Annotated in this window: 18 protein-coding genes and 1 pseudogene; 6 read left to right on the top strand and 13 right to left on the bottom strand. The window is 57.1% G+C overall.

Annotated features, from left to right (window positions below; genetic code table 11):
• Positions 1-43: 43 nt before the first annotated feature.
• From IEX57_RS05190 to IEX57_RS05140, 12 genes and pseudogenes are all read right to left on the bottom strand, one after another.
• A complete protein-coding gene (locus IEX57_RS05190; RefSeq protein WP_188703006.1) occupies positions 44-1573 on the bottom strand; it encodes a DHA2 family efflux MFS transporter permease subunit in 1530 nt (509 codons plus the stop codon).
• 1 nt (position 1574) lies between these two features.
• Positions 1575-2759, bottom strand: a complete 1185-nt coding sequence (locus IEX57_RS05185; protein WP_188703004.1) for an HlyD family secretion protein — start codon at positions 2757-2759, stop codon at positions 1575-1577.
• 33 nt (positions 2760-2792) lie between these two features.
• On the bottom strand, positions 2793-4256 hold the full coding sequence (locus tag IEX57_RS05180; protein WP_188703002.1) for an efflux transporter outer membrane subunit: 1464 nt from the start codon (positions 4254-4256) through the stop codon (positions 2793-2795).
• Positions 4253-4744: a CZB domain-containing protein gene (locus tag IEX57_RS21380; protein WP_268238317.1), complete on the bottom strand. Its 492-nt coding sequence runs from the start codon at positions 4742-4744 to the stop codon at positions 4253-4255. The genes IEX57_RS05180 and IEX57_RS21380 overlap by 4 nt, the downstream gene beginning before the upstream one ends.
• A 99-nt stretch (positions 4745-4843) precedes the next feature.
• Positions 4844-5134: pseudogene (locus IEX57_RS21375) on the bottom strand (methyl-accepting chemotaxis protein); the annotation flags it as partial.
• Between the two features lie 484 nt (positions 5135-5618).
• Positions 5619-6056 (bottom strand): cupin domain-containing protein, encoded by a 438-nt coding sequence (locus IEX57_RS05170; protein WP_188702998.1) that lies wholly within the window; start codon positions 6054-6056, stop codon positions 5619-5621.
• A gap of 11 nt (positions 6057-6067) precedes the next feature.
• Entirely contained in the window at positions 6068-6505 is a 438-nt protein-coding gene (locus IEX57_RS05165) for a carboxymuconolactone decarboxylase family protein (protein ID WP_188702996.1), read from the bottom strand.
• A 368-nt stretch (positions 6506-6873) separates the two neighbouring features.
• Entirely contained in the window at positions 6874-7434 is a 561-nt protein-coding gene (locus tag IEX57_RS05160; protein ID WP_188702993.1) for a DUF695 domain-containing protein, read from the bottom strand.
• Between the two features lie 9 nt (positions 7435-7443).
• The gene (locus IEX57_RS05155) at positions 7444-8373 is read right to left on the bottom strand and encodes a hypothetical protein (RefSeq protein WP_188702991.1); all 930 of its coding nucleotides are present in this window, start codon (positions 8371-8373) and stop codon (positions 7444-7446) included.
• Between the two features lie 913 nt (positions 8374-9286).
• A complete protein-coding gene (pdxR, locus tag IEX57_RS05150; protein ID WP_188702989.1) occupies positions 9287-10714 on the bottom strand; it encodes a MocR-like pyridoxine biosynthesis transcription factor PdxR in 1428 nt (475 codons plus the stop codon).
• Between the two features lie 71 nt (positions 10715-10785).
• Entirely contained in the window at positions 10786-11226 is a 441-nt protein-coding gene (locus IEX57_RS05145) for a VOC family protein (protein WP_188702988.1), read from the bottom strand.
• 36 nt (positions 11227-11262) lie between these two features.
• Positions 11263-11943 (bottom strand): glutathione S-transferase family protein, encoded by a 681-nt coding sequence (locus tag IEX57_RS05140; protein ID WP_229708739.1) that lies wholly within the window; start codon positions 11941-11943, stop codon positions 11263-11265.
• Positions 11944-12055: 112 nt separating this feature from the next.
• Between IEX57_RS05140 and IEX57_RS05135 the strand changes: the two genes are divergently transcribed.
• A complete protein-coding gene (locus tag IEX57_RS05135) occupies positions 12056-12967 on the top strand; it encodes a LysR family transcriptional regulator (RefSeq protein WP_188702985.1) in 912 nt (303 codons plus the stop codon).
• Between the two features lie 24 nt (positions 12968-12991).
• On the opposite strand, the gene IEX57_RS05130 is transcribed toward IEX57_RS05135, so the two are convergent.
• The gene (locus IEX57_RS05130) at positions 12992-13810 is read right to left on the bottom strand and encodes an alpha/beta fold hydrolase (protein ID WP_229708737.1); all 819 of its coding nucleotides are present in this window, start codon (positions 13808-13810) and stop codon (positions 12992-12994) included.
• Positions 13811-14258: 448 nt separating this feature from the next.
• Here IEX57_RS05130 and IEX57_RS05125 point away from each other — a divergent pair, with 448 nt between their 5' ends.
• From IEX57_RS05125 to IEX57_RS05105, 5 genes are read left to right on the top strand one after another with little or no spacing between them, the layout of a single operon-like run.
• Positions 14259-15950, top strand: coding sequence for a cbb3-type cytochrome c oxidase subunit I (locus IEX57_RS05125; RefSeq protein ID WP_229708733.1), 1692 nt, complete (start codon positions 14259-14261; stop codon positions 15948-15950).
• A 5-nt stretch (positions 15951-15955) separates the two neighbouring features.
• Complete coding sequence (locus IEX57_RS05120) at positions 15956-16579, top strand: cbb3-type cytochrome c oxidase subunit II (RefSeq protein ID WP_188702981.1); 624 nt, start codon at positions 15956-15958, stop codon at positions 16577-16579.
• 16 nt (positions 16580-16595) lie between these two features.
• Entirely contained in the window at positions 16596-17186 is a 591-nt protein-coding gene (locus IEX57_RS05115; RefSeq protein ID WP_188702978.1) for a c-type cytochrome, read from the top strand.
• The gene (locus tag IEX57_RS05110; protein WP_229708730.1) at positions 17170-17820 is read left to right on the top strand and encodes an SCO family protein; all 651 of its coding nucleotides are present in this window, start codon (positions 17170-17172) and stop codon (positions 17818-17820) included. The genes IEX57_RS05115 and IEX57_RS05110 overlap by 17 nt, the downstream gene beginning before the upstream one ends.
• On the top strand, positions 17817-18431 hold the full coding sequence (locus IEX57_RS05105) for a hypothetical protein (RefSeq protein ID WP_188702974.1): 615 nt from the start codon (positions 17817-17819) through the stop codon (positions 18429-18431). Before IEX57_RS05110 ends, IEX57_RS05105 begins: the two co-directional genes overlap by 4 nt.
• The last annotated feature ends 85 nt before the right edge of the window (positions 18432-18516 follow it).

Raw genomic sequence — 18516 nt, 5'->3', positions numbered from 1 at the left:
TTCGGGATTTCGAGGGAACCAGTTGCCTTGGTATTTGCGTGAATCAATGGCCTACTGCCGGGCCGCTGGAACCCCGTGCCGCGTGGGCAAACCAGATCAGCGGAATGATCACAATGAAGATCACGCCGGAAATCCAGAAGATGTCATTGATGCCGAGTTGGGCCGCCTGTGTGTTGAGCTGCCTTTCATAAAAAGCTAGGGCGCTTTTGCCAAATACGGGCTCCAGCATGTTCATGGCGTCGGCAAAGATCGGGCTGGAGGTGCTGGCGGCCTCGGTCAGTTGCGCGTGGTGCAAGATGGTCCGGTTGCTCCAGGCCGTCGCTGCGAGGGAGGTGCCTACTGCACCGCAAAAGACGCGGGTGAAGTTGGATAGCCCCGCCGCCGCCGGTATCCTGGCCGGAGGCAGATCAGAAAGAATAATGGCGGTGAGCGGCACAAAGAACAGCGCAGTAGGGATGCCTTGCAACAGGGTCGGCATGACCAGCGCCCAGGTATCGACCACAGTCGTGTAATGCGAGCGCATGAAGAACACGCCGGCAAAACCCAGAAAAGCCAGCGTCGCCAGAATGCGCGCATCTGACTTGGGGACCAGTTTGCCCATCACCGGCGCCAGGATGACAGCAAAAATCCCCAACGGTGCGGTGGCCATGCCTGCATCAACAGAACGATAGCCAAGGTAGGTCTGCATCCACTGCGGCAGCAGTACTAGGTTGGCGAAGAAAACCGCATAGGCCACAGAAATGGCGATCGTGCCCGCCAGAAAGTTACGTCCCGCGAAGAGTTTCAGATCAATGATCGGGTGTGCGTCGGTAAGCTCCCAGATCACAAAGCAGATAAAGGCGATCAGGGCGATAAGCATCAGCGTCCAGATGACGGGGGAGCTGAACCAGTCCAGATCCTTGCCCTTGTCGAGCATGATTTGCAGCGCGGCAACCCATACAACCAGCAGACCAAGACCCACTTTGTCGACCGGGATTTTCCGGGTCGGGCTTTCCCGATCGCGATAGATCGCCCAGGTCACGCCCGCTGCAAACAAACCAACCGGGATATTGATGTAGAAGATCCACGCCCAGCTGTAGGCGTCAGTAATCCATCCACCCAGTGCCGGCCCGACGATGGGGCCGACTGTGGCCGTCATGGCCCAGAGGGAGAGAGCGGATGCCCCTTTGTCTTTCGGAAACGAGCTCAGCAACAACGCCTGCGACAACGGAATCAGCGGGCCGGCTACCGCACCTTGCATCACACGCGCCGCCAGCAAGAACACAAGGTTGGGCGCCACACCGCACAGCCATGACGAGAGGGTGAACAGCAAAATGGCCCAGACAAACAGTTTGACCTGGCCCAGACGCATGGTTAGCCAGCCGGTGAGCGGAATGGACACCGCATTGGCCGCTGCAAACAGCGTGATCACCCAGGTGCCTTCATCCACCGATACGCCCAGATTGCCCGAAAGCGTAGGAATGGCAACGTTGGCAATGGAAGAGTCCAGCACATTCATGAACGTGGCCAGCGCGACCGCAACTGAACCAAGAATCAGCTTGCCACCGGTGAGCGGAGGAAGAGTCTGTTCCATTTCATGCCCCGCGGCCGCTACGCGGATTGCTCACCAGATTGGCGGTGATGATCTGCTCGATGAGTCGGTCCGCCTCATGCGGATCTTGGGTAAACACGTCGGTATGAAAGGCGGTGCGTGCTGTGGTGCTCATGTTGGCACCCGTTTGCTGGTGCACATCGACATCCACGGTCATCGATAGCCCGATTTGCAGAGGGTGTTCCGCCAGTTCACGCGGGTTCAGCGTAATCCGGACTGGCAGCCGTTGAACGACCTTGATCCAGTTGCCGGTCGCGTTCTGGGCGGGCAGGGCGGCGAACGCGGCACCCGTACCGGCAGAGAACCCGGTCACCTGACCGTGATAAACCACTTTGCCACCCCAGGCGTCGGCCACCAGCTCCACAGGTTGCCCAATGCGGACGTGCTGTAGCTGGACTTCCTTGAAATTGGCGTCGACCCAGACTTCATCCAACGGCACGATGGCCAGCATCTGATTGCCCGGGGCCACACGCTGACCAATCTGGACGCTGCGGCGGGCGACGTAGCCACTGACTGGGGCAGCAATACGGGTACGAGACCAGGCCAACCAAGTGTCGCGGACCTTGCTGGCTGCCGCCAATACGTCCGGATGCTGCGCGACCGGCCCGGCGCCACTTAATGCTAGGTTGGCATGGGCTGCCTGTTGCGCGGCTTCCAGCGCAGACTGGGCTTCGTCGACGGTGCGGCGGGCGTGATCGAGGTCTTCGGCAGAAACACTACCGCTACCAATCGCGGGAAGCCGCCGCGCCAGATCCTGCTGCGCCCGGGTCAGTTCTGCTCGCCGGGATTCAATATTGGCGTCCAGAAAATGGTTGTTGATATACGTAGCGCTGACCTGGCGGGTGGTGCGGGCGAGCTGGGCTTCTGCATTGCTCAACGCCAGTTGGGTATCTGCCGTATCCAGTTCCACCATGGTTTCACCACGCGTCACATGTTGGGTGTCATCCGCGTTGATGCGTACCACGGTCCCGGCGATTTGCGGCGTCAGTTGCACCAGGTTGCCGTTTACATAGGCGTCGTCCGTGCTGACGCTATAGCGGGCGACGAGGAGATACCACGCAAGATAGGCAATGGCCGCAATGATCACCAGCAAGGCCACCAGCAGCAGCCCTGTCTTGCGTTTGCGTGATGCCGGTGTAGCGATTTCAGTGGTCGGTGTGGAAGTCATGGTGATACCTGTTTGAGTAAGTGCGCGGGAGGTTCATTCGCGGTTCGCGCTGGCAAGGTCAGCGTTTGGATCTGCCTGCGACTTGAAGCCGCCGCCCAGCACGGCAGCCAGAGCGATGGCGTCGTCGCGCTGATCCGTCTGCAGATTGATGAGTTGCCGTTCAGCAAAAAGGACCAGCAAGTCAGCACGCAGAACACTGATCTGGGTGGTGAGCCCGGCGTCAAACTGGCCTTGGGTAATGGCGTAGGCTTTGCGCGCTGCGGTTGCCGCGGTTTGGGCTTCGGCGATCTGGTCGGAAACCGTATGAATGCGGTTGAGATCGGTCGCCGCTTCGTCGAGCGCAGACACCAGGGTCTGGTTGTAAAACGCAATCGCCTGATCCATCTCGGCATAGCGCAGTTTGAGTTGGGCGCGCAAACGGCCCGCATCAAAAATGGGCAGGTGAATGGCCGGGCCAGCCGCGACGGTCCGGCTTGAGGACTCTAGAAAGCGGCTAAAGCCGAAGGCGTTCAAACCCAACGCGGCGTTGAGATTGATGTCGGGATAAAAGTCAGCCCGTGCCGATTCCACCTCATGGCCGAAGCTATCGATACGCCAGCGAGCGGCGACCAGATCTGGCCTGCGGCTGACCAAGTCTGCCGGCAGGTTATCGGGGATGGCGGGCGTGGAAAACGCGCTTTGCTGCGGACGCGCCAATTGCAAACCCCGGTCTGGCCCGGCACCAGCCAGTGCGGCCAGTTTGTACTGGGTGGCCGTGATGCGTGCATTCAGTGCCACGATGTCTGCGCGGCTATCGGCACTCAGACTGGTACTGGTTTCGCGCTCAATGGCGTTATCCAGGCCGGAACTGAAGCGCTGATGGGTCAGCTTTTCGATCTCTTCACGGCGCTGCCTTTCTTCCTGCGCGAGGTCCCGCAGCGCATACAAACCGGCTAACTGGTTGTACGTGCGGGTAAGGGCCGTCACCAGTGTCAGTTTCACCTGCTCGGTCTCTGCCGTTTGGGCCTGCACCTGTGATAACGCGGCCAGATCAGCCTGCTTGAGCTTGCCCCAGAAATCCAGCGTATAGCTCGCGCCGATCACCACCCGGTTGTCCGATTGCCAGCTACCCGAGTAGGGCGGTGGAATCAATCCATTTTCGGTGTAGCGAGTTCTGGTCCAGGCATAGTCGGCTCGCACATCTGGCAGGCGGTCAGCCTGCGTGCTCTCATTGAAAGCTTGTGCCGCCGCAAGGCGGGCGCGTGCTTCGGCAAGACTGGGGTTGGCCGCCAGCGCTTCGGCAATCAGTTGCTTGAGTTGCGCATCGCCGAACGCATCAGTCCAGTTGGTATCCGGCCAGCGGCCTCCTCCCATAGGCAGGCTTTGCGCTGATTGCAAACTGGCTGGCGACATCATTGAGCCGGAACCATGTATGCCGCTCGGGCTAACGCAGGCGCTTAATGACAGGCACAGCGTCAGCAGGCTCGCCGTGAGGGTAGTGTTCAGGCTGGACTTCATGATGCAATACCGCCCGTTGTCTTGAATATGCCACCAACAATACGCGCCGGCTGGCCTGCGGAAATCAGAGGGAGGTCTGGGGTGCCAGCCTTACCAAAAGCCGAGTCTGACGGTCGCGATGTGTTGCCCGAGTGGGCGGGATGCGCATGTTCGTCAATGGCAACTGCACTGGCAGAAGCGAGTAATCGTTGCAAGCCAGCCATGACCTGCATGTTCGCTTCTTCCATTCGAGCCGCTGCGGCAAAAGCCTCATCTAGCCGGCCCTGATGATAGAGATCTACTGCCTGTGCGGCATTTTGGTGAACCTGGCTGTGGGGCACATCCAGTTCGGCGTAGCCCGGCACCCTGGCAAAGCGCTGGCGGATTTCGTCAGTGGCGTACCACTGCCCTAAGGCGCAAGCATGATGATCGGGCAATTCGGCCGACGTTAGTTTTGAAATGCCCATCAACACCTTGTAAACCTCAAGCTTCAAGGTGATTTCTTCCATGTTGGCCATCTCAACGCGCCCCAGTCCGGCGGACTCGATCAGCCCTGCATTCATTTGCTGGACCGATGCCAGCACTGAGTCCATGCCGCCGGTGGCTTCAGCGGATTGCTCCAGCATCAGATCCATCAGTTGGGCATTGGTCGACACGTTTTGCCAGGCGTCGCTGGTGTCTTTACGTACTTCCGCCATTACTTCGTTGATCTGTGCTGTAGCGGTGGAGGTGCGTTCTGCTAGCTTGCGCACTTCGTCGGCGACCACGGCAAAACCGCGGCCGGCTTCGCCTGCACGGGCGGCTTCTATGGCGGCGTTCAGGGCAAGCAGATTGGTTTGTTTGGCGATGGCACCGATCAACTCCACCATCTGGCCGATCTGGTCGCTATGGTCATTCAGTCGCTGGATGGCCGCGCCGGTTTCGGCTCGCTTGGCACTCACTTCATGCAAGGTCTGCGTCATCTGCAGGAAGTGCCCGCGATAATCCAGCGAGAGCGTGCTGAGTTGCTGCGCAGCCTGGCGCTCATCAGTCAGGATATTGGCCAGACGCCGTTGCGAGCTACCCGTGGTGGTCAGCGAATCGCCAAAACGGGCCAGTCCGCTGAACAGCCGCGGGAGCCGTGCCAGTTGCAGTTCCAGACCGGTCAGCTTTTCCAGTTGGGCGGCAAATTGCGCATCTTTGTGTGCAAGTTGAGCGCGTAGTCCCAGGATTTCTGAGTCGCGCGCTTCGGTTTGCGCCAGCGCTTCGTGATAACGACGGGTAGTGGTCAACATGTTCGTTTCCTCAATCCGGCGGGCGCAAGAGTGGAGGGGAGGCAGCAAGCCTTTCAGCCTGCCGCACACCTCAAACCGACGTATTGCCAGTGCGCCCGGCAGTGTGGATTTATTGCGCAGGGATGGGCTGCTTCACGGGGTGATTGCCATCCAGGATCGAGAACACCAGCAGCTTGGCCGGCTCAGAGTCACTCGCGTTACGCGACACCAGGTGATGCGTGCCCGGCGCTTCGTACCAGCTTTCACCTGGTCCATAGGTCTTTGCCGGTTCATCACCCAGTTGGGAGGTGATGTGGCCTTCCAGCACGTAGGCGAAGATGGGCCCTGCATGCATGTGCGCCTTTGAAATCTGGCCCGGCGCGTAATTCACCGTGATGATCAAGACGTGGTCGCCCGATTGCGGCGGAATATCCTGCTTCATGACTGGCGTCACGGTTTCTTCGCCAGCGTCATGGGCATAAGCCCGGACCGGGACCCAGGCTGCAGCGGCCAAAATGGCTGCAGCAAACATGAACCGGACGCTCAGGTTTTTTTCAAAGGCACGCATGATGTTTGTCCTCAGGCCGGTGTTTTACGGAAGCCGATTGCCAAACGATTCCAGCCGTTGATGGCAATGACCAGCAGGGAGAGATCGACGATCTCTTCTTCGCTGAAATACGGCTGGACAGCGGCCCAGACGGCATCTGGCACGTGGGAAGCGGAAACCAGGGTCAGTGCTTCAGTCCACTCCAGCGCAGCGCGCTCGCGATCGGTAAAGAAGGGGGTTTCGCGCCAGACCACCAGCGTCGCCAGACGGCGTTCGGTTTCGCCACTCTTACGGGCGTCACTGGAGTGCAGGTCAACGCAATATGCGCAGCCATTGATCTGCGAAGCGCGCAGGCGGACCAGTTCGATCAGGGATTTTTCCAGGGCGGATTTGCCGATGCGCTCTTCAAGTCCAACCATTGCCTTGATGGCATTGCTGTTGGCTTTGTAGAAATCGAGACGTTGTTCCATGTTTTGCTCCTGTGGGATTGAGCGCGTAAAGGTGCGCTGACAGGAGCAAGATTAGACTTGGCAGTGGTCTGGAAAAATGTCCACTTTTGCGTATTTTGAGGTAGCCAGTTGGGTCTGCTTCAAAAGTGGGGCGTCGATCTGCGACCTGGGATTGATGGATAGTCGACGCCAGATCACAGGAGCTTGTTGCAGATTGATCGGAGAGGACTCGACTGCTTGTCGGCCGAAGCAGTCATTCGGCCCCACCCACGCGGACGGCTGGTATACGGAGAGAAGCAGACTCTGGTTGGCAAAAATGACCAGAACCACCCATGGTGCTTAACTCGCGTCTATCGACGCGGGGCTGGACCAGCATGCGCTTTTCATCTTTAAGATCCTTTCGCCATTCGCCCCACTATTTCTTCGTATCGTGTCCACTTGGGATCGGACTGAAGATCAATCTCTACTGGAAAGCGGGGATGTCCCTGCAGGGCTGCGTTGAGTTGCTGCATGAACTGTGTCCGGGATTTGGCGTAGAACACCCACTCGCGTACGCCCTCGCCGGTCGTGACTAGCGCCAGATAAGAAAGTGAACCCGTGTCTGTTACCGGGGCTAACAAATCTTCCATCTGCCCCATAGCTATAGAATCGTCATGGCTTGGCATACCACTGGTGGTCGGGTACAGCCATGAAACAGTGATCCGTTCCGGATATTGCGATTTACTGAAACCGGGGCCGAAGGTGGCCCGGTACCGGTAAATGATCTTGTGCCCATCTGAGGGCCGCGTTGCTGTTGCGACAGCCCAAGCTTCTTTGCTATCTGCGTGAACATATGGCACGCCAAACAGGCCCAGACAGCAAACGATCGGCAGCCACCAACGTCGGAATTTAGTCATGATCGCTTTCGTTATTCGTGGTTTTTCATGCAAGCCTGCTGCATATTGACCCATCCAATCCGGTTATTCCTTGCCTTCTTCTGCAAAGCGTAAATAGATCTCACTGTTGAGCACCTGATCGGCGCGCAAGCGTACGGGTGTCCAATCCTGCTTTACCCGTGATGTCACAAACTTGATCACTTCTTTTGGTGGTGTCGTGTAATTCACACTGATGGCCTTACCGTTGGCAATGGATTTGCCGTGGGCGAGCAAGACTGGTTCTACCTCTGCCCAAGGTACGATCACCATATCTTGCGGCTGCTTGCGAAAGAAACGGGTTGGCGTGTGTTCCTTGCGCACAATGCAGACGTAATCAACAGGTGTCATTGCCACTGGAATGCCGTCGGGCCAGACAGACATCGTTACGGCCTGATTATCCCGAGCCATAAACATGATCATTGGCACAAACTGATCCACGCCGAGCGATTGATAGAAGTTGTCCCGATGACGGTTCCAGTGCCAGCTTCGCTCAAGCTGTTCGCCAGGTAGGTGAAATACCGGCTCCGTGGACTTTTGCAAGCCGATATAGGCTCGATAGCCTGTGTCATTGCCGTAAAGCCAGCCGGTTTTCAGCTTTTCTGCACTGTAGTCACCAACGCCCATTCCATCCATCTGCGGGTCCATTGCCACGAGATCGAAATGACGGACCAATGCAGTCACTTCCGGCTCGGCTTCCAGAACAAAGAATGAAGGCCGGAAATAGTTCAGGTTGAAGGCAATGGGGTAACTCTGGAATTCATCCTCCTCCTCTGCCTCTTCCTCTGCTGTAGCTTGCTTACTGTCGACGGCTGTTTTTTCGGCGAAGTTGAAATAGAAATAGACGCCGGTTTCCTCATTGAGGTACCAGACTTCTCCTCCCTCAGTTTTATATCCTGGGCGATTGGTGAAGTATTGGGTCAGTGCCGTGCGATCGATCGTGCCGTTACGTGGCTTCAGGTAAAGGTCGTAGCTCATGGCTTGTGGTTCGGTGATCTATAAATGAATAGCAACAAAGGCTGCCTGGAGGATTAGGGCCAACCGAGCTTTGGGGATCATTTTATCGGCGCTGAAATCGGTCACGCTTTATGCCTCAAAATAGTATGGAGGTGTCGTTACCATCTACTCCGCCCGTCTGTATGCATGCAGTGCTATTGATTCAGGGACACTTTGTACAGAAGTGCGCGTCAGAATGCCGGTTCTGAGATATTGATGATGGCTAGTTTGTGCAAAATAGATTCGCTCGGCAACAAAGGTGTGCGGCTGGGAGGCACTGAAGCCGACATGTGCACTTGGGGATTTATGGATTACGTTTCAGCAGTTTTTGGGGACACAGTGCATGTTCAGTGTTCATCCGCCAGGCTTCAATCAGAACTAACGACTCTCGGTGCCACTTGCGAAGCCGGGTCATTTGCCGTGCCATACCACTCAAAGCAAGATTTGGCCGCAGTACTCACTGAGCTGCAGAAGCTTGGTTTTCCTTTCATTGACGAACTCGCAGGTTGGCACCCGACCGCTGTCTTCCAACATCTTCGCGATGAAGGGTTGGTTTTCGGCAGCATCAAAACTATTTCCTGGCGTTCTCCGCAAAACCCCATCTTGGGCTGCGACGATCCTCCTCAAGCATGATTTCTGCCACCTTGAAGCATGATAGCGACAGGCCGATGTCACCCCGGGTTTGAGTAGCTGCACGATTGAGCATCCAGTCCTTTGTACTTGGCACAAAGGCACCTGGTGGCGGCTACTGGATTGAAGCGGACACTCGGGCATGGCAATACTTTTGTCCGCTTCGGCCGATTAGCCGTCAGCCAATGGAGGGTTTTGCATCTTCACGGGAACCGCTGGCAGCTTTAATTGGATTCTCTCTAAGTAACAGATCTGCATCTGCAGTTCATTCAAGAGAACGGAAGACGTCGGCCAACTTGTTCAATGCGATTTCGATCTCTTCTTCACTGATGCCGCCGTAGCCGAACAACAGGCCTTGGCGGGGTTCTGTGTCAGCGTAGAAGCTCGAAATGCCATACAGGCCCACACCTTGTTCGCTCGCGGCCGCGATGACGCTGCTTTCAGTCAGGCCTTGTTTTAGCAAGGCGGTAAGGTGGATGCCGGCAGCAGGGATGACTGGTTCCAGCCAAGCGCCGAGCGGCCCATTCAGATGTTTCAGCAATAAGTCACGTCGCGCTTCGTATTGCTTGTAGATACGCCGCAAATGCTTGGCAAAATCGCCGTCCAGTATGAAGCGGGCAATGGCCGCCTGCGTAAAGGTAGAGCTGTGCCAGTCGACAATCTGTTTGGCTTTCAATAGCGCAGCAGAAAGGGACAGCGGTGGAACGATATAACCCACCCGCAACTCCGGAAACATGGTCTTGGAGAACGTGCCGACATAGGCCACGAGACCAAATCGATCCAGGCACTTGAGCGATTCCAGTGGGCGTCCATCAAAGCGGAATTCGCCATCGTAGTCGTCTTCAATAATGGCGGCCCCGGTGTTCTGCGCCCATTCCAGCAAGGCAAGGCGCCGATCCAGGCTTAACGGCATCCCCAAGGGGAACTGGTGTGAGGGAGTCACGTAAACCAGCCGGGCTTCCTTGGGTAATAGATCGACTCGCAGACCCTCCGCATCGACAGGCACGCTGATGACTTTTGCACCGGCCGCAGTAAAGCAGGCACGTGCGGGTGGGTAGCCAGGCTCTTCCATGGCAACGACATCACCCGGATTCAGCGTGACGCGCGCCAACAAGTCCAGTGCCTGCTGCGCGCCATGCGTCACGATCACGTCTTGCCAATTGCTGGTGACTGCGCGGTTGAAAGCCAGATAGCGGGAAATCCCCAGCCTCAGTTCTTGCTCGCCCGCAGGGTCGTGATATGCAGCCCGACCACGGGCCTGTTGTCTTTGGGCGTGGTTCAGGCAGCGCCGCCAAGGCTCAAACGGAAAGCGCGATTTATCAGTCACACCCCCCAGAAAATCGAGCGGCGGAGTGCTGCCAAATTCAGGCATGGATAGAGCGGCGGGCAAAGACTCCCACAAGGCAGTCGGGCGAGCACGATGAACGATCGGTGAGCTGACTGGAATGCGTTGAAGACCATCCGCCACAAAAGTGCCATCACCTGGCCGGCTTTGCAAAAAGCCTTCTGACAACAGCCGTTCAAACACATCCAGCGTGGTCTTGCGCGACACACTGAGCTGACTGGCCAGATCGCGAGTAGAGGGCAAACGCTCGCCCGCCGCCAGACGACCATCAACAATGCTAGCGCGAAGTTGACGGTAAATCTGCCCGGCCAGATCGGTTTTACCCTGCAGGGTGATGTGAATGTCCATGCCCTGAATCTTTCCGCAAACGCCGGGTGCGGGTCCAGACCCAAAAGAGGAGATGTCACGTTTATCCCGCGTCAGTCGTCCTGCAAGGGGCCAAAAATATTGATGAAATTGCCCTCAGGATCCCGAATCAGCGTGGATTTGAGATGCTCCGTGGTTTTCTCTTCAGCCCAGCAAATCTCGACATCATGGGCGCGCAAAACAGCAGTGGTAGTTTTCAGGTCTTCGCTATGCAGTACCAAAGCCTTCCAACCCAGTTGCGAGAGATGAAACGGTGGCGGACTGCGGTCAACCGGCCGGAAGTTTGCGCCCGTACGTGTAATCAGTTCAATCCGCAGGCCTGCGCCTTCCAGTACGGCATAGCGGGCACCGACGATCGGAAACTCGCCTTCCGTGTCGACCTTGAACCCTAGAACGGACTGGTACCAATTCACCATTTTCGGCAAGTCGGCGACGGCGAGCGCGAGATTGCTCAAGCGCAATTGGCCATCAAGTGATGGGGGTGAGATTTGCATGGCTGCTTCTCCTTGGGGATTGGTCTATCGGGCGAATCAAGCTGGCTCGTTCTGCGGAAACAGGGCGCGACGGGTTTCCTCGTCGAAATCCTGTTTCAGCGTCAGGCGATCTTTGAGGGTGCGAGCCCGCCTTGCTGCAGGGCGCTCAGACACCTCTTCGTAAAGTCGTTTCACGTTGGGGTAAGCATCCAGCCCGTTTTCACCAAGGATGTAACCGGCCACATTCACCCAGCCCCAGAATGCCATGTCGGCAACGGTATAGCTATCACCACCCAGGTAGTGAGAGACGGCCAAGCGACGGTCCAGCACCGTGTAATGGCGCTGAACCTCTTTGAGGTACCGGTTCTGGGCATAAGCCAATTTTTCAGGGGAGTGATGCAGGAAATGCACCGCCTGGCCAGAAAACGGAGACAGTCCGGTAGCGACGAACATCAACCAAGACAGGGTAATGGCACGTTCGTTGGGATCAGTCGGCATGAACTGGCCATGTTTTTCTGCGAGGTATAGCAAGATGGCGTGTGAATCAAACACGGTAGTGTCGCCATCCACCAGCGCGGGTACTTTGCCGTTAGGATTTATCTGCAAATAGCCGGCTTCGTGTTGCTCGCCCTTGAAGGTATCAACGGCGATCAGTTCGTAATAGACCAGCAGTTCTTCGAGCAATAAAGCCACCTTCATCGGGTTGGGGGATGGGTGGAAATAGAATTTCAGTGTCATGGGAAGTCTCCGGTTGCTCTGGCAAGGCCAGTGAGTGCTTGCCCATATACTCGACCAGAACGTGCCCGTTGCCGTACTATCGAAAGACCGATTTCGTGCGAGACTTTCGAACATGTTGCAGGCAGAAGAGCTGGCATTGCTCCAGGCCATTCGAGATACCGGCAGCCTTTCACGGGCGGCGGCAAAGCTGGGCAAAGCGCCGTCTACGGTGTCGCATGCCGCCCGCCAGCTAGAATCTCGCGTCGATGCCTTACTGTTTGATCGGCGCAATTACCGATTGCAACTCACGCCGGCTGGTAACCTGCTGATGGATGAGTCCGCGCGGTTGCAGCAGGAGTCGGCCCGAACCATGCAGCGGGTACGCCAGGTAGCCAATGGGTGGGAAGAGCGCCTGTGGATCGTCACTGACGAGCTGATGGAGTTCGAAACCTTGTTGCCGGTCATCAGGGATTTTGATGAACTCCAGTCCGGCGTTCCTTTACGTATTACCAATGAAGTATTGGGTGGCACCTGGGAGGCGCTGCGGGACGGCCGCGCCAATCTGGTCATTGGTGCCACCAACGAACCGCAAAAGATGCCCGGCGTGAGTTGGCGAGAGTTGGGTCGACTGGAATGGGTCTTCGCTGTTTCTTCCAAACATGCGTTGGCGGCCATGCCAGAGCCGTTGAGCCGTGAGGCGATCTCTGCGCACCGCGCCGTGGTGGTGGCAGATAGCTCCAGGCAAACGGAGGGTCGCGTGTATGGCGTACTGGGTGGGCAACCCGCGCTAGCAGTACCCAGCATGCGGGCCAAGATGCTGGCCCAGTGCGAAGCGCTAGGTGTGGGGTGGTTGCCGCGTCATCGGGTAGAACACCTGTTACAGGAGGGAAAGCTAGTCGAAAAGCGCACCGCCCAACCACGCGAGCCTAATATCCTGTACGTTGCCTGGCGCGAAGAACTGGCCGGTCGAGCCTTGAAGTGGTGGCTCGAAAAACTGCAGCAGCCGCGGCTGGCACAGCGTCTGGTCGATGGATTGACGCGTTAGCCAGCCGCCTTGCACAACCAGGTTTCAATTGCCAGCAGGCGGCAAGAATGCGACTAGTGCTGCCGTCACTTGCTCTGGTTGCTCTTCGGCCACCCAATGACCTGATCCCTTGATCTGCGCCACATGAACATCGGTGGCCACGTTCTGCAGGTGCGCGCCAATAATCGGGCCGAAGCTGCCGTCACCGCCAATACCCAATACCGGCATGGTCAATTTGTGTTCGGCAAATTTCTGGTTGGCAATCACGTCTTGCGGGAAGGCGCGGTAGTACTCGAAACCGGCGCGCATGGCACCGGGCATGCTGTACTGGCGGGCATAGACGGCCTCCACTTCATTGGTAAATGCGCGTGAGTTCACCGCTTCGTTGTTGTGGAACCAAGCCATGAATTCTTTCTCGTGTCCGGCCATCAGCATCTCACCGACATCACGTTGCCCGAAGAAGGCGAAATGCCATACACGCGGGGTCTGGACGATCTCATTCCAGGGCGGGATGCCTGGCAACGGCACATCCAGAATCGTTAGTGTTTTCACCTCGGCAGGGTGCTGGGCCGCGTAGGCATAAGCCACCATCCCGCCCATATCATGCCCGGCAATATTGATTTCAGGGCCATAGCCCAATTTGGCGACCAGTTCGTGAATATCGTCCGCGATATTGGCCTTTTCATAGCCAGTGGCCGGTTTGCTGGTGTCACCCAGCCCGCGCAAATCTGGCGCGATCACGGTATAGCCGCGTGCCGCCAGTTGCGGCATTACAAACCGCCACATGTATGAGGTTGAACCCCAGCCATGCAGCAAAACCACCGGCGTACCGTGACCTTGGGCGACCAGGTAGTGGTAGCGCACGCCATTTACTTCGACTTTTCCATCAGTAATGCGGGCGGTGGCAGCGGCTACAGCTGCAGGGATAGGACTTCCGGAAGGCGCTGCGATTGTGTTGCCAGGAAAAACCAGCATGAGTACTGCAATGACAGTGGTCAGACCGTGGGAAAGAAGAGGGTATCGATTCATGGCCTTGATTCCTTGATGCCAGATGGGTGGGAGTCACCAGTAAAAGTCTGAGGTTTGTTGCTCAGCGTGACACACCGGAAACGCGCCGGAATCGTTCGATGGTGTCGCACATGTGTTATGCGATCGACCTAAGACCTTTGATCTATGCCCAAAGCCATAACTACCAGTAAATTTTTTCACGGCAAATAAGCCTCAGCGGCCTGTGGGGTGCCGGGTATTACCAAGGGTGGATGTGGCCCGCCCGAGCCCCGCTTAAGGTTCCCTCACACCAAGTTGAGGGACGATGAACATGAATGCCTTGGGGATGTTGTTATCAGCCTTCGTGATTGCCATTTTGGGGCTGATGTTTTTCATCTGGTCTAATGGCCGCAGTCTCTTGACCGGGGGAGAAGAAGCGGCCAGCGAGATTTTTAGCGAAGGCGAAGTCGGCCTCGTTGAAGACCCGGCCGGCACAGCGACTAGCAGGGCAAGGCTGCAGTCCACCAGCACAGGCCATGCCCAGATTGGTTTGCATGTCGATGAGGCGGACATTCTGGCGCGCATCGAATCAGATAAATCCACCTCGTTGATTGTGCTGATCATGATGACGGCGGCAGTGCTATGGCTGCTCGTTGCTTCGACTTTCGGACTAATCAGTTCCATCAAACTGCACCAGCCTGACTGGCTGACAGGTGCCATGTGGCTCGGCTTTGGCGTCACCCGGACCATTCACCTCAATGCAGTTGCCTATGGCTGGGCTCCGATGGCCTGTCTTTCCAGTTGCATCTGGATACTCCCGCGACTTTTGAAGACCCCTTTGCGCAGCGGACAGTGGGCCATTCTGGGTGGGGTGATCTGGAACTTGTCCCTGATTGCCGGCCTTGTTGCCATTGCTACGGGTTACAACAGCGGTCTGGAGTGGCTGGAAATTCCACTGCCTATTGCCGCAGGCATGGTGGTGGGCGGTGCGATGGTTGGCATCCCGCTGCTCGATACTCTCGGGCACCGGCGTACCCGGCATCTGTATGTTTCGGTCTGGTATATGTCGGCAGCTTTGTTCTGGTTTCCGGTGCTGTTGATCGTGGCCAAGATGCCGGTGCACGTCGGGATCGAACAAGCTACCGCAAACTGGTGGTTTGGTCACAACGTACTGGGACTGTTCTATACGCCGCTGTCACTGGCAACCATTTACTACCTGCTCCCCAAGATCATTGGTCGTCCCATTGAGAACTACAACCTGTCTTTGCTGGGCTTCTGGACGCTGGCTTTTTTCTATGGCCAGGTAGGCGGGCACCACCTGGAGGGCAGTCCTGCGCCAGCGTGGTTGATCACGCTATCCATCGTGCAGAGCATGATGATGATCATCCCGGTCGCTGCGTTCACCATCAACCAGCACATGACCATGCGCGGTCATTTCCGCATGTGGGTGCATTCACCTACGCTGCGCTTCATTCTGATCGGCGGAATGATGTACACACTGAGTTCCTTGCAGGGCTCATTTGAGGCGCTGCGATCCATCAATACCGTTACACATTTCACGCATTTTACCGTGGCACACGCCCACCTCGGGCTGTACGGCTTCGTGACCATGGTCATGTTTGGCGCGTTTTACTTCATCCTGCCCCGGGTGCGCGGGTGGGAATGGCCGTACCCGTGGGCGATCCAGCTGCATTTCTGGTTGGTGGTACTTGGCTTTGGGCTGTATTTCACGGCGCTCACCATCGGAGGTGTGTTGCAGGGCTTAGCCATGCTGGATGCCAGCAAGCCATTTATTGATTCTGTGATCGTGACCCGCCCCTGGCTGATCGGCCGCTCCATCGGCGGCGGCATGATGACGTTAGGGCACGTGGTGTTTGCGGTGCATGTGCTGGCCATGGTGTTCAAGCTAGGCCCCAAGCGGCATACCCAAGCTCTATTCTGGCGCGACGCGATGCCGCCGGGTCTGGCACCGAATCTGGCTGTACAGCCGCTCCAACAAGAAGGGGCCGCATTATGAACTTGATGAACAGTGAAGATTTGCTGGTCGGGGCCTCTTTCATGATGGGGCTGACCATCACGGTACTGATCGTGATTCCGTATACGGAAGTTAGTGACCTGCGCCCGCCAGACAAACTCAAACCGTACTCGGAACAAGCCCAACGTGGGCGTGAAATTTATCTGCAAAACGAGTGCATGGCTTGCCATTCTCAACAGCCGCGCAGCCTTAGTCAGGCGCCTGACCTCAAGCGTGGCTGGGGCAGGGCGCCGATTGCCGCGGACTATTACTACGATCGCCCGGTGTTACTGGGCACGATGCGCACCGGGCCGGACCTCTTCAATATTGCTGCGCGGCAACCCAGCGTGGACTGGCATCTTGGGCACCTGTATCAGCCTCGGGCTTATGTCAAAGACAGCATCATGCCCAGCTATCGCTTCCTGTTTGTGATCAAGTCTAAAGCTGAACCGGGCGACAAGGTCGTGCAACTGCCGCCAGCGTGGCGGCCGGCTTCGGGGGTGGTGGTGGCGACACCCAAAGCGCTTGATCTGGTGGCCTACTTGTTGTCGCTGGATCACACCTATCCCATCGATAACGCGCCCGTGTTGCCGCCAGTAGCCTCTGCGCCGGCAACTGCAGGGCAGTCATGAATCAGGGAGTGTTTCGATGAGCCAGCAAGAAAGCGATGCCGTGCAGCAGCGGCGCGAAAACCCCGATCCCAACGAGCAGGTCAAGCCATTGCCGTTTGCCATCATGCTGGTGATTGCGGCCCTGTTTACCTTTGGCGTCGTTTATATCGCCGAAACACCGCTGAATCTGCCAGGTACATGGGGAGATCAGCGGGTGCTGGCGGATATGGCCGCGCCGGCAAAAAGCGCGACAGCGGACGGGGCTGCGTTGTTTGCGGCTAATTGCGTTGCATGTCACCAGGCCACGGGTTTGGGTGTGCCCGGTGCATTTCCGCCGTTGGCAGGGTCCGAATATCTCAACGGCAAGCCGGATGTCACCGTTCAAATTCTGCTGCATGGCATTAAGGGCAGCATTACGGTCAAGGGCAACACATTCAACGGCGAGATGCCCAACTTCGGCACCAAGTTTTCTGATGCTGAAATTGCCGCTGTGGCCACACACGTGAGAAGCCAGTGGGGCAATAAAGGCGTGGCGATAGACACGGCTGCAGTCGCGAAAGGCCGTGATCTAACCAAGGCTCAAACCACGCCGTGGAATGGTGGGCAAGATCTTGAAAAATATCGCTGACGGGATCAATGGCAGCCTTGGGCCCACGATCACGTTGACCTGCTGCCTGCTGTTATTTGCATTGGTCACAACCGCTCTACTGACGCGCGGCTTTGAAGGCTGGACGACGGAGATGTTGCGCCGGCACGCCATCATGGATCATCCCTTGCCACTACCTTCACTGCAGATCATGGATGAAACAGGCAAGCGGCAGCGGCTTGATCAGTATGTGCGTCTGGATGGACGTGTGGTACTGATCGACTTTATCTACACCCGCTGCAATAGCGTTTGTACCGTGCTTGGGGAGCAATTTCAGCAGGCACAAACCCACATCGAGCAACATGGACTGCAGCAAAAAGTCAGGCTGCTAAGCATCAGCTTTGACGCGCAGCACGACACTCCTGCCGTGTTGGCCAGCTACGCCAGCCGCATGCATGCCGATCCCGCCGTGTGGCACTTTGCGACTGTGACGGACCGCGCCAGTCTGGATCTGCTGCTCCGTCAGTTTGGGATTGTGGTCATCCCCGATGGCTACGGTGGGTTTATCCACAATGCAGCCATTCATGTAGTGGACCGCAACGCCCGGCTTGAACATATCTACAACCTCGATGATTTTGATATGGCGCTGGCCCATGCTCTGGACCTGCACACATGAAGGTCTATGATCTGCGGCGTGCAATCCGGCGTTATCGCGTGGCACTGTTGATTGGTGCACTGATTGGTGCGGTTTGGGGTAGCCGGCACACGGTTGAATCCCGAATGTGGCTACATATGCTTGGGCAGTTCCCAGTGCTGGTATTGGGTGGAGTTTGGCTGGGCGCCAGGTTGCCACTTCCCTGGCAGCGCAAGGCGGCTCTTGTTAACCGATTTGGCTTAAGCGGACTCGTTTTTGCATCGCTCGTGACAGCGTTCTGGATGATCCCGGCGGCGCTGGATCAGGCCGTAGCTCAAATAGACGTCGATGCCCTGAAAATGCTGGTGCTGGTGGCCGCCGGGCTTGCACTACAGCAGTCTTGGCATGTCAGCGGACGTGCTTTGCAGGCGTACTTTCTGATCACCTGGAGCATGATGACGGTGACCATTGGACTGATCTTTCAGGACCCCGCTGCGCGGCTGTGTAATTACTATCGGCTTGATGACCAACAGATAGCGGGATATGGCCTCGTTTTTGTGGGGGCGATGATCGTTGCCATCTGGTTTTGGCAGGTGGTTGCAGATACAGCCCGCGCTAAAGACCGCGGGCTTGATCAGGTGATCGGCAAATAAAAGCACCGCAAAGAGCCGCTGGGGAATGACCTGACAGCAGTCCGATGTTTTCTCACCTCGACCCAAATTTCGGCTCAGATACCCC

This window comes from Silvimonas iriomotensis (assembly GCF_014645535.1).
Lineage (GTDB): Bacteria > Pseudomonadota > Gammaproteobacteria > Burkholderiales > Chitinibacteraceae > Silvimonas > Silvimonas iriomotensis.
Note: the sequence above shows the minus strand (reverse complement) of the source record. Positions and strands in the feature narration are given on the sequence as shown.